Source organism: Methanohalobium sp., assembly GCF_046546175.1.
Taxonomy (GTDB): domain Archaea; phylum Halobacteriota; class Methanosarcinia; order Methanosarcinales; family Methanosarcinaceae; genus Methanohalobium.
In genome coordinates, this window is record NZ_JBKGYF010000051.1 from 1 (window position 1) to 12,334 (window position 12,334).

14 protein-coding genes are annotated in these 12,334 nt (G+C 38.1%); 6 read left to right on the forward strand and 8 right to left on the reverse strand.

The features are described 5' to 3' along the window. Positions 1-140 precede the first annotated feature (140 nt). From ACLFMM_RS06500 to ACLFMM_RS06515, 4 genes are read left to right on the forward strand one after another with little or no spacing between them, the layout of a single operon-like run. Positions 141-773: a haloacid dehalogenase gene (locus ACLFMM_RS06500; RefSeq protein ID WP_410807909.1), complete on the forward strand. Its 633-nt coding sequence runs from the start codon at positions 141-143 to the stop codon at positions 771-773. A 19-nt stretch (positions 774-792) separates the two neighbouring features. Continuing rightward, a complete protein-coding gene (gene sepS / locus ACLFMM_RS06505; RefSeq protein ID WP_410807910.1) occupies positions 793-2,412 on the forward strand; it encodes an O-phosphoserine--tRNA ligase in 1,620 nt (539 codons plus the stop codon). Further along, positions 2,405-3,163, forward strand: a complete 759-nt coding sequence (locus ACLFMM_RS06510; protein WP_410807911.1) for an endonuclease V — start codon at positions 2,405-2,407, stop codon at positions 3,161-3,163. The genes sepS and ACLFMM_RS06510 overlap by 8 nt, the downstream gene beginning before the upstream one ends. Beyond that, positions 3,156-3,776 (forward strand): DUF169 domain-containing protein, encoded by a 621-nt coding sequence (locus tag ACLFMM_RS06515; protein ID WP_410807912.1) that lies wholly within the window; start codon positions 3,156-3,158, stop codon positions 3,774-3,776. Before ACLFMM_RS06510 ends, ACLFMM_RS06515 begins: the two co-directional genes overlap by 8 nt. Positions 3,777-3,823: 47 nt before the next feature. Here the strand turns inward: ACLFMM_RS06515 and ACLFMM_RS06520 are convergent, their stop codons facing one another. From ACLFMM_RS06520 to ACLFMM_RS06535, 4 genes are all read right to left on the reverse strand, one after another. Next, entirely contained in the window at positions 3,824-4,213 is a 390-nt protein-coding gene (locus tag ACLFMM_RS06520) for a DUF473 domain-containing protein (RefSeq protein WP_410807913.1), read from the reverse strand. Between the two features lie 22 nt (positions 4,214-4,235). Beyond that, positions 4,236-4,997: a proteasome assembly chaperone family protein gene (locus tag ACLFMM_RS06525; protein WP_410807914.1), complete on the reverse strand. Its 762-nt coding sequence runs from the start codon at positions 4,995-4,997 to the stop codon at positions 4,236-4,238. Between the two features lie 166 nt (positions 4,998-5,163). Next, positions 5,164-5,334, reverse strand: coding sequence for a hypothetical protein (locus ACLFMM_RS06530; RefSeq protein ID WP_410807915.1), 171 nt, complete (start codon positions 5,332-5,334; stop codon positions 5,164-5,166). A 37-nt stretch (positions 5,335-5,371) separates the two neighbouring features. Beyond that, complete coding sequence (locus tag ACLFMM_RS06535; protein ID WP_410807916.1) at positions 5,372-6,202, reverse strand: F420-dependent methylenetetrahydromethanopterin dehydrogenase; 831 nt, start codon at positions 6,200-6,202, stop codon at positions 5,372-5,374. A 352-nt stretch (positions 6,203-6,554) separates the two neighbouring features. Between ACLFMM_RS06535 and serB the strand changes: the two genes are divergently transcribed. Together serB and ACLFMM_RS06545 are read left to right on the forward strand one after the other, a co-directional pair. Next, positions 6,555-7,235: a phosphoserine phosphatase SerB gene (gene serB / locus ACLFMM_RS06540; RefSeq protein ID WP_410807917.1), complete on the forward strand. Its 681-nt coding sequence runs from the start codon at positions 6,555-6,557 to the stop codon at positions 7,233-7,235. Positions 7,236-7,290: 55 nt separating this feature from the next. Next, a complete protein-coding gene (locus ACLFMM_RS06545) occupies positions 7,291-8,157 on the forward strand; it encodes a coiled-coil protein (protein WP_410807918.1) in 867 nt (288 codons plus the stop codon). Positions 8,158-8,200: 43 nt separating this feature from the next. On the opposite strand, the gene ACLFMM_RS06550 is transcribed toward ACLFMM_RS06545, so the two are convergent. The 4 genes from ACLFMM_RS06550 to ACLFMM_RS06565 form a co-directional block, all read right to left on the reverse strand. After that, positions 8,201-9,349 carry a radical SAM/SPASM domain-containing protein gene (locus tag ACLFMM_RS06550; RefSeq protein ID WP_410807919.1) on the reverse strand — a complete coding sequence of 383 codons (1,149 nt, stop codon included), beginning with the start codon at positions 9,347-9,349 and terminating at the stop codon, positions 8,201-8,203. Positions 9,350-9,364: 15 nt separating this feature from the next. After that, complete coding sequence (locus ACLFMM_RS06555) at positions 9,365-10,522, reverse strand: FAD-dependent monooxygenase (RefSeq protein WP_410807921.1); 1,158 nt, start codon at positions 10,520-10,522, stop codon at positions 9,365-9,367. Between the two features lie 22 nt (positions 10,523-10,544). Then, the gene (locus ACLFMM_RS06560; RefSeq protein ID WP_410807922.1) at positions 10,545-11,486 is read right to left on the reverse strand and encodes a UbiA prenyltransferase family protein; all 942 of its coding nucleotides are present in this window, start codon (positions 11,484-11,486) and stop codon (positions 10,545-10,547) included. A gap of 31 nt (positions 11,487-11,517) precedes the next feature. Beyond that, positions 11,518-12,334 (reverse strand): tRNA-guanine transglycosylase (locus ACLFMM_RS06565; RefSeq protein ID WP_410807920.1); only part of this gene is annotated, 817 nt, incomplete at its 5' end.

Here is a 12,334-nt window from a genome sequence, read left to right on the forward strand (position 1 = left end):
GGGGTAGAGCCTGTGGAGTTGTGTTCGTTAGAACAAACTATGAAACAGGAAGCCAATTGGTCTTTAGCCAACTGGTAGTTCACCAAACACTTCAAGGAATTACCAATATTATTAATATGTTGTAAATTTAAAGACCAACTATGATTAAGGACATTTCAGCCAAAATACTAGAAGACTTTGATACAAAAGATAAAGCACGGGAAAAAGGCTTAACCCTATCGAGAGAGGTTGTACGTACCTGCAGAAGTATCATGTACAACATTCACAACAAAAAATTTTATCAAGCAGAAGACATGCTTGAAGACGCACACAAATCCCTTGAAGATATTAATTCCCATCTTGGGACATACCCAGATATATATTACGGCGGCTTCGTAGAACATGCACAGCAGGAATATGTTGAATGTGCTATTGTATTTCATCTTTTATACAGTAAAGGCGATATTAACAAAATACCATCACCAGATGATTTAAATGTTGGATATGCAGCATACTTAAATGGAATGGCTGATGCTGGTGGGGAATTGAGAAGACATATACTTGACCTTATAAGAAAGGACAAACCTGAAAAAGGGGAAACATTTTTAGAAATTATGGAAACAATGCTTTCAAATCTAATGATGTTCGATTATCCTGATGCTATAACACATAACCTTAGATCTAAAACCGATAGACTGCGTTCTGTTGTTGAGCGTACACGTGGCGACCTAACCAATGCTATACGTCAGCAAAAACTGGAAGAATCAATGAAAAATTTTGAGTCAAAGTTATAATTTATGATGAGGATATAGTATGAAATTTGACCCTGGTGATTACAAAAAACTGGAAAAAGAGGACTTTGATGCTGCATGGAACAGTGGTAAAGATGTAATTAAACAACCCACATTTAATGAGCAGTACCCTCATATATCACTTAAATATGGAAAACCCCATCCTGTTTATGACACCATAGACAAACTCAGAGAAGCCTACCTTCGTATGGGTTTTGATGAAATGATGAATCCCTTGATTGTAGATGAACAGGAAGTACATCGGCAATTCGGACATGAAGCTCTCACTGTTCTTGATCGTTGCTTTTATCTGGCAGGTCTGGCACGTCCGAATGTAGGTATACCTGAAGAAAGAATTTCATCCATAAAACAAATCCTTGGTGATATCGGAGATGAGGGAATCGAGAAAATCAGAAAAATTCTGCATTCATATAAAAAAGGAGAAATTGAAGGTGACGACCTTGTAATCGAAATTTCAGAACAACTCGGTGTTTCAGATACCCATATAGTTGAAATGATAAATCAGGTATTCCCTGAATTCAAAGAACTTGTCCCACAATCCACAAGGAAAACCCTTAGAAGCCACATGACAAGCGGATGGTTTATCAGCCTCAGTTCACTGCTGGAGAGAGAAAAACCACCGTTCCACTTTTTTTCAATAGATAGATGTTTTAGAAGAGAGCAGCAGGAAGATGCAGCACGGCTCATGACATATTATTCTGCATCCTGCGTCATCATGGATGAAAATGTGACTGTTGACTATGGGAAAGCCGTAGCTGAAGGTTTGTTATCCCAGTTTGGGTTTGAGAAATTTAAATTCAAACTTGATGAGAAACGCAGCAAGTACTATGTACCGGACACACAAATTGAAGTGTTTGCCTACCACCCAAAACTTGTCGGTTCCAATACCAGTTATTCTGACGGATGGATAGAAATCGCCACATTTGGTATTTATTCCCCTGTTGCTCTTGCACAATATGATATCCCTTATCCTGTTATGAATCTTGGTATGGGTGTGGAAAGACTTGCCATGATACTCAATCTTGCTGAAGATGTACGCTCCATGACATATCCACAGCTTACAAAATACAGTAAATGGATGATGAAGGATAGAGACCTTGCAAAGATGGTTTTTGTGGATAAAACACCACAAACTGCAGAAGGGAGAAAAATCTGTAAAAGTATTGTAGAATTATGTGAATTAAATGGTTCTGAACAAAGTCCCTGTGAATTTACTGCATGGGAAGGAACACTTGAGGGGAAACATGTAAAAGTATGGGTTGTAGAACCCGAAGAAAACACGAAATTATGTGGACCTGCTGTTTTTAATGAAATCGTAGTCTACAATAATGATATACTTGGAATACCGAACAATAAGAAATGGCAAAAAGCGTTTGAAAACGATTCAGCACGTACAGGAATAAGATTTATAGATTCTTTCGCCTCATTGGCAGCTTTTGAAATTGAAGAAGCAGTTGCAAATGGTGAAACTGAAACCGAGACAAGGGTGCGGATTGTAAAAGTTCCTTCTGAAATCAATATCAAACTTGATTCACTTGCACAGAGATATATCACAGGCAAAAACAAAAACATCGAAATTCGCGGACCAGTCTTTACCACGGTGAGGGCTAAGATTGAATAAAAATTATCCTGAGAAATTGTTCAATCCTGAATCTTATGATAGAGATGATCTAATACAAATACAATCAGATATCTCATCCCTTATAATCCATGAAGATGATTTTGAACCCCTAAATCTCATTGGTGGTTCTGACTGTGCATTTCTGGATGATTTGATAATATGTGGTATTGTAATACTCGATTACAATACACTGGATGTGATTGAAAAATCATATTTAACCCATAAGGTAACATTCCCCTACATTCCCACATTCCTTTCATTCAGAGAAGGAAGTGCCATTGCATCTGCTATTTTTAAACTGGAGAACATCCCAGATTTACTAATGTTTGATGGTTGTGGAATCAATCATCCTCGAAGAGTAGGTATCGCATCTCATGTCGGTGCAGTCCTGGACATCCCCACAATAGGTGTTGCTAAAAAGATTCTATGCGGCAAACGTGGATCTGGTGAGCCTGAATCTGTGGGTGCCTCAAAACCCCTTATATATAATGGTGAAACAACAGGTTACCTTTATAAATCCAAAAAAGGTACAAATCCCATAATAATAGCTCCGGGTAATCGGGTATCTCTTGAGAGTTCACTGGAAATTGTGAAGCACTGTATCAGACATCACAAACTGCCAGAACCAACCCGACTTGCACATAATTATGTAAATGATGTCAAAAAACAACTACAAGACAGGTACAAAAATGATAACATCAATAAATGGATGGGAAACAAGGATTCCAAATATAGTGAAACTGATGGATGAAGGTGAACCGGTATGTGTTACGTTTACATATCACTCTGACATATCTGGTAATTTAGATTCAAAAATATCAGCTGATTCAGAGCTTCTTTTTTGCGAGATGGTTCAAAAAGCACGTTATGGAGGAGTTTTCAATGTTGAAAAAGACGGATGCCCTGTCGGCAATTATGTTCTGGGAAAAACCAACGAACCTCCGTTTGAATATTATTTAAAATCCGGAAGATATAAAAACAGAACCGCAGCATACAGAGCTTCAAAATCAATTCCAAAAATAAGCAAACCTTATAAATCCGTTTGGATTGAGCCCCTATCCATAAACAAAGGACAATTTAATGTACTTATCCTCTTTCTTAAACCTGAATCTGCCATGAGAATTATACAGGCGTATTCATATCTGGAAGGAAAGCAGATAAAGATAAATACACTGGGAGCCGCGTCAGTATGCGGGGAGTGTATTGCAAAACCGATTTCCTGTGGAATAGGGGCTTCATTTGGATGCAAAGGTTCACGGAAACACAGTAAATATAAGAACACAGAAGTACCAATTGGTATTTCTTTTGAAATGATTGACAAAATAGAAGAAGGGCTTGAAAACACACCCGATACATGGGTTTGAAATGAAAAACATCAAAAGGAGCGCTTGTATCTGGCATTCCTTGTAAATCATCTTGCTTTATAGCATGATATCAGTTCAGCTTCTACCCGAGTAATCTCTCCAATATCATTGGAATAGACTTTTCTCACCCGTGCCCATGCTCTTGGGTCTAATTGTATTCTAGCCATTGTAGTTTCGCTTTCTTCGTAGAATGTTTCAGTACTGCTGAATGTTCGATGAGTCGATATATGATGCTTCATTATTCGTGCTACAACACCTGTAGTTCCAGGTGCTAAATCCTGGATACTTGTATGGGTAAGAAATACAAAATCACCCACATTAAGTTTGAGCACTGTAAAAAAGTTGTGAGGGCTCCGAATTTCTATTGTTCTCAGGGTATCATTTTTAAGCTCTCTCATCACATTTTCAGCAATTCCGGTTAGTGCGACATGTTCCATAGTTTTTCACCTCTGAAGCCGCTTACCCATACATTGGGAATTCTTTTTTGTAGCCTGGATGCTGTTCTGAAGATTTGACATCTTCTGCTAGACTCTGCATTTGTGCTTCGATTTTTTCCGCCTGTTCAAGGAGTTCATGGGTGTTGATGGAAAGTCCGTATAAAGAATTCAAAACATCCAGAACTGCTGCTGCTGCTCTTGGGTCAGGGTTCTGAGTCTGTGTAGAACCAAGTAGACTGATAGCCGGCATCTCACTCATAAAACATTCTGACATCACGCTACCGGATATTCCAGATATTGTACCCATACGGAATATTTCTATATGCTCTTTGATTTTGTCAAGCATATCATTACTTGTTGCTGCACCGAAGACATGCGTTTCTTCAGATTCCTCCACGGTTGTAATTCCTGCCATGGATACAATCTCTTTCACATTAATGGACTTTGCCCAGTTAACAAGAGCCTTACTAATATCATAGGATACCGATGGATTGATAGGTATATCAGATACCACGAGCAACAAATTGTGTTCTTCACTTTCATATATTCTGACCGGCATTGTAACCAGCCCTTCATACAATACTACAATTGGTGGGAAATATTTTGATTCGATTGACCCCTTGTAGGTCATACCCAGTTTATCTATTATCTGCTGACTTGCAATATTTCCAACAAGTCCTATTCCCGGGAACCCTTCTATAAGTACTGGATTTTCTGATTGGATAGATTCTATAACAATCTGCACATTGTGATCTTCATGGACATTTGGCAAAATAATCACCATCCTGGATTAATATCTGTATATCAGAGCCACCCTCAACTCCCTATTACCATTACGTATTATTTCTTATATATCTTTACAATCATATAAGAAACCAACTGTTGCAGATAATCCAATATTAGAGATTTGAAATTGATATTTCAAAAAATCAGGGAAATCTATCACAGGATCATTCTAGACCGTCTGACGCATCATCTTCTGGAGATGATTTTTCCATTGATTTGTCTCTGTTGGGCTTTTTTGCTTTTAGGTCAGATTGCATTTTCAGGAATATAGCTGTAAAAGCAACTATAACCAGAAATATTAGTATACCGATTGCAAAAGCAATTAAAAAATCCATGTGTTAAAAAGGAAAAAAGTAGATATTAATTTTGCGTTTATTGCGGTTTTTCGTACAGTTTTGTTTTGGAGAGAACTTTACCTTTCTTGGAGTGAGGTTTCCTGAGAACTGTATCGTTTGTCTTTTCAATTTCTCTTGCCTCAACTGCCAGTTCTGATGCAGCTCTTATCATTTCATGACCTGTTGCTGCAGTGAAAGCAACCTCTTCCAAATCCTTCAGCATAAAGCATGCCGGGAGATTAATCTGAGATACTTTTTCAGCCATATGTAGTGCAGCAAGACCTTTTGCTTTTGCATATGGATTGCTGAATCCTGCCCTTTCGATACATATCTGCGGTTTGGCATATATATGCGGCAGTTCAATTGCATCTCCGGATTTTCCTTCATCAACCTGTGCTGTTAATTTATCCAGTTCTTCCTGGACAAGGCGTACTGCACCACATGTGGAAAGTACCTTCATCACATCTGAATTAAAAGAAGCCATCTCTACAGGGTCCAAAAATTCAGTTTTTGCACCTATAAGCGGGTCGACCGGTAAGATTATGTAACCGAATCCTTCGTCTTCGATTGCCTGTCTATCATCCTTTTTGGTAGGTCCGTCGGATATTATTAAACAGGGTTTGTCTTTCCATAAGTTACGTGCTTCTGTTGGTCCTGGTGTACTTGCATTTGGACTGATAATTATAACAAAATCCGGGTCAAATTCCTTAAATGCTTCTGTATCTGCAGCATCTTCCTTTGACATCTTGGGTCCTGTACCATATACTCGAGTGGTGATTCCTTCTCTTGCTGCTATTTCATCTTCAAGAAGGTCTACAACCTGACTCATACCTAAGTTACCTAATTTGATAAATCCTACTTTTGCCATATAACACCCTCCTTTGAGGTATATAAATAAAACATATACCAGATTTACTGGATTTACAGTATCTACTGTTTTGTATAGATATATATTTTATCAAATTTTTCTTTGCATGCTCCTGCAAGCAAAATAATTTAATATATGCAACCATTGCATGTTATTTAAAAGATACGGATTTTTCCAGAGCATCTATCCATAACTATTATATTTCAACAAATATAATTAATAATCGAAAACATTATATTAATTGTTGCAATAGATTGGGCGAAAAAATTAAATGCATTGTAATCTATGTAAATCCAATCCTAGCAAATTACAAGACTATTTCCTCATTAGAATTTTCTCTGGGTTTGATCAAGTGAATTCCACTGATAATAATTTTAATAACGATAAGAGACCTAAAAAACTCATTGTTTTCGATATGGACAGTACCCTCATAGATGCTGAATGCATCGATGAACTTGGAGAAGCAGCAGGTGCAGGTGACGAAATATCTGAAATCACAGAGCAGGCAATGGAAGGAGATATTGATTATGAGGATTCACTTGTTAAAAGAGTGCAGCTTCTCAAGGGTACTGGATTTGAGACTGCACAGGAAGTGATAGAAAATCTACCTCTCATGCCAGGTGCCAAAGAGTTAATTAGTTATGTCAAATCATTGGGATACAAAACCGCAATGGTGTCAAGTGGATTCACATTAGCTACAGACTATATCGGAAAAGTACTGGATATAGATTACGTAGTTTCAAACGAACTTGTTATAGATAATGGATGTCTGACAGGTGAAGTAAGAGGACCCCTGACAAAACAGGATTCCAAAGAGGATGTTTTTGAACAGATAGCCCAGATGAATTGTGTATATGCAAAGGATTGCATAGCAGTTGGCGACGGAGCAAATGATATATGTATGTTCAAAAAGGCCGGATATTCCATAGCATTTAACTCCAAACCTATACTGCGACAATATGCAAATGTGGTCATTACACGTAAAGATTTGAGAGCGATAATACCTGTTATCGAGGCGCTAAATATGGGATGAGGCTATAGATAATATAAAATTCCAGCTTTTGCTGGTTCGGGAGGATCAACAAAACATGTTAAAAGAATTGAACGAAAGAAAAAATGAATTAAGAAAACTATCTGAACAATACAAAGAAAAACGTAATGAACTCAATGCTCATGCAAGTGAACTCGCTTCAAAAAGAAACGAATTAAACAAGCGCACAAAAGACCTGATAAATGAAGCCCAGGAATATAAAAAACTCCGGGACGAAAATAACAAAATGGTACAGGAAAACAAGGACAAACGTGATGAACTTAATTCTGAAGCGAATAAACTGTACTCAAAAATCGAAAAAATCCGGAGTAAAAACAATATTGACGGTCCTTCCCTGAAAGAAATTGAAAAAGAAATACAGCGCCTGGAATTTACCCAGCAAACTGAAGTACTTACACCTCAGAAAGAAAAAGAACTGGTCAACAAAATCCAAGACCTTCGGAAGCAGTATGAAACCAAGAAAGAACAGCTTGAAAACAATACTGAAATCCAGAAATTATCCGAAGAAGCTCAGGAATACAGAGATGAAGCATCCAAATATCATGAAGCTCTTGCTGAGTACGCCCAGAAAGCTCAGGAATACCACAATTACATGGTACAAACTTTTAAAAAAGCCGATCAGATAAGAGAAGAAGCGGATGAAACTCACAAACAGTTTGTAGAATACCAGGATACTGCCGATGAACAACACAAAAAGTTCATAGCCATCCAGAAAGACATGCGCGATATAGAAAAAGAAATCCGCAACCTTAAGAAATCTGAGCCAAGAGGCAAAAAGGTAGATAAAGAAAGTGCTGACAAAGATGCAGAAACTATTTTCTCCCAATTCAAAAGCGGGGAGAAAAAACTCACTACCGAATCACTGCTTACTTTGCAAAAATCAGGCTTTTTGAAGAAAAAATAAATAATTACTCTACCATGTATTGGTAAGAGTTTTTACTTTTTACTTATTTTTCCGGTTTTGATAATCCCAGATATTTTTCTCTGAATTCCGAATTTCGCATCAAACAGTAATTTGCATCAAAGATTTTTTCCTTTTGTAGACCATCCCAGACATCTTTAAGCGAGTTTTTGTAGATATTACCATAAGGCAGTGGCATACAGGCACATGGATATACATCCCCTTCAGGTGTCACATGCAACCATTTTTTACCTGCAAAACAGCCGGTAATTTCCAGAATATGAGGTACGGAAAATATTCTGGGACCTTTTATTGTGTCGGCATGTTTTACAAATCTGTCAAACTTTTCATAGTCCAGATGGGATAATGTTTCTGATTCATGGTCAATCCAGCGACCTGTTGGTACAACTTCAAAAAAAGACAGTTCATGGACACCCATATCGTACGCAAGTTCATAAAAATCGTATAGTTCATCGATGTTCCGCTTTGTGAGGACCACATAGATATTTACAAGCAACCCTGCTTCAAGAGAATTTCTTATTGCAGACATTGCTTCTTCAAAAACACCTTTGCGGCCCCTCATTAAATCATGGTTATGTTCTTTTGCACTGTCCAGACTAACGGTTAGCATATCCAGACCTGCTTCTTTTAAATCGCAAGCTCGTTGTTTACTCAATCCCACTCCTGATGTGAAAAGACCAGTTATTGCGCGTGCAGAATCCACATACTGTATCAGATCTTCCAGACCACTGTATACAAGAGGTTCCCCCCCGTCAAAGATTATAAAAGTTGAACCAAGTTGTAGACACTGGTCGATAACATCTTTGATTTTGTCGGGTTCAAGGCTTTTCTTATTATTGGTATCCGGAAGGGCGCAGTGGACGCATTTGTTTGGACATTCTTCTGTTATTGATATTGTTACCTGCTCAGGTGTGTCCCTACCAAAGTGAGCATTAATCTGGGAAGACACCAAACGGGAAAATGCATTGCTTGGTATAGGAGGCATCCATGTAGAAAAAATCAGATGGTCATCTTCTACTTTTGCTGGTTTTGCACCATCAAAAAACCCAAGCATATTTGATACAATGGGTTTCAGGATGGGTGAAGCAAAGCCTTCTGTTTTTATCCGTACATACCCGTCCTCTACAACCGCATACACTTTAAAAGCCGGATTACTGTAAAGGCTGTATTTCATTTATGAACCAACTGTTTATTTATTTCTCAATAATGCTTTATATGATAGTAAAGCTTTTGGATTATTTTGTAATAGAAACATACCAATCTGCATTGCCTGGTTAAAAGGACTACCTTTGATAAAAGAAAGGTCTTGACCTTCAAAATTTTTCATCATTTCATCAATTTCATGGTCATCCATTTTACGAAGCGTTTCAAGTGCTATGCGACCAAGGTAATACTCCGTTCTGAATTCACTGTTCCACACTTTCCGGTATTGTGAAAGTACCCTTTTTGACACATCACCTTTTAATAACGCATCAGCTGCAACATTACCTGCTATTTGACCTGCACGCATCCCATATCCTATTCCAGACTGACCTGCTGCACCACCAACTACCATGATACCATCTGAAACTATCTGGTTCGGTATACAGGCTATCGGATCACCACCTGTTTTTTTATTTATAATTTTTAAGTCATCCAGACCTTTGATACTTTTGAATTTTTCTAGCCAATTATCAAAGAATTCTGAAACATCTATCCCGTGCCTTCTAACATATACTCCGATAGTAGCTCTGTTATTGCCACATGGTGAATAGGTGGATTTCCAACCTGGTGCTACACTACCCAGATAATATTCAAACATATCAGGATTTCCTATACCATCGGATTCAATTTCCGCTTCCATTGCCCATGCTATATCTTCTGGATGTTTTACAGTTTTCAATCCCAGAAGTTGTGCGATGTTTGAATTAATACCATCTGCTGCAATTACAATTTTTGTTTTAAGAGGTCCCTTTGAAGTGCTCACAGTAAATGTGTTTCCGCTTTTTATTACATTGTAGGCTTCAACACCCATTCGGATATCCACACCTGCATTTCTGACCTGTGCGGCGTAATACATATCAAATTTAGTGCGGTCTATAAAGTATCCAATTGATTCTACTGTTACACGGTTACCTGTGGGTGAGATAATATGTGCCCCTTTTAAGTTTTTAATTACATAGTTCTGGTCTACATCTTCTCCTGTTTTATCAAACATCGTTTTAAAAAATGTATTTGCAGGGTGCGGTGATACATCCATACCCGGTTTTTTGTCTATGAGAATTACATCCGCACCACCTGTTGAAGCTTCTCTGGCAGCCATTAAACCAGCAGGTGAAGCCCCGATTATAAGCACATCAGCATCCATTGTATCAGTTCCTTTCAAGATATCACCATAGAATTGCAGTATAACCACTCACAAGTGTAGAAAGAAGTACATCCAGTATAAGAGATCCAAACATTATGCCTCTATACCTGGAACCCTGGAGAAACAGGTCTCCACCCCTTTCAGGGGTGGATTTTATTATAAAATCAAGTGACTGGATAATTATCCACGCACCGCCGATGATAGCACCTGCAAAAAATACCGGACCTAAACCGGCTGTCCACCCTATAATAAGTGACGCTGATACACCAACCATCCAGCAGGCTGTTACAAATTTAGCAGTTGCAGGGACACCAAAAACTACTGGGAATGTTGGTTTATCCTTCTCCCTGTCTCCCTCGACATCTCTTGCTACTCCTGATAGAGTAAAACCCCAGTCTGTAACACACATCATGATACCTAGGAATATTCCGGGAATCGGAAGGATTACATCATCTACACCCCTCAAAATACCCGCAGGATCAAATGCCAGCCAGATCCCGACAGGCACCAGCCCATAAGCAATTCCAACAGGAACAAAACTAAAGAACGTTTCGCTTTTGGCAAACTTTGAATAGATACTGATTGTCAGGACAGCAAGTATGAGTACCACAAATGATTCAGGGTTCAGATATAAAGCTGCAGCTGAAGCAACCAGTACTAGAAAAAGAGAATACATCAATGCTTTTTTAACTGATAATTGGGATGAAGCAAGAGGACGATTTGGGAGGTTGATTTTATCAACTTCAACATCACAACAGTCATTATATACATAGGAACTTGTTATTGCTGCATAACCACCAATAACCGCTATTAAGAAGGGGATTATCGATGGTAGAGTTCCCATCGCCAGGTATGATGCCAGCAAAGCACTGGCTGCTGGTAGTGCTATATCCATATCTGCTATTTCAGGTCTGAGCAATTCAATGTAAGGGTGAAGCGTTTTTGCTTTTTTTGAAGATACCAATATATCACCGATTACAGAAACACAATTCAGTTTAAATTTCACTAGATTTTACAAGTTTTGCGATTTCAGATATTTTATCGATTAACGGATGATAGATATCATATTCATGAATAAAGGTAAATTTTGCCTCTGGATTTTGTTCAATAAGTTTGATAGTATTTAAAAGTGCCACTTCCATAGATTCATATTCAGGACTAGATATTGTTTCAAGATTAAAAGGATATACTTCCATTAACTCTACCGGAAAACTTCCCATAGGTGGCTTGAATACCAAAACATTGTCAAATTCTTTATCCCAGTTTGTAGAATCGGTACGGATAACAGCTGACCCTGTTACAGTAAATCGATTAATCCGTTTTGAAAAATGTAAGATTTCCGGCCGTCTGGATGATTCCGGTCCACAGTAGAAAAATGTGGATTTTGTTGCAGGATCATATTTTTCCAGCCAATCAGAATATGAATACATTTTTTTCAAAGCTTCCAGAAGTCTTGGGTGGTTACGACATCGCTGTTCTACTAGCTCAAGCAAATCACCCTCTTTTATTGCTTGTTTCACGAGATTCATTTCTTCAAATGTTACATAAAGATTGTGCCTTGCAAGGAGCTCCACATTGTTTTCCGCGTCTTTAAGCTCTTTTGCTGTATAATTTGCGCATATCGGACAAGAACATGGTAAATAATGTAAATTTTCAAGATGATAGGTACCATAGACAGTGATGTATCGTTTTTTCTTTGCATACAGTGCATAGGCTGCAGAATCAAATAAATCACATCCTAGTGCAACTTCCAGTGCAAAACCCATCGGATGACCAGCTCCAAAAAGATGTACAGGAGAGGATGGTTTTAAA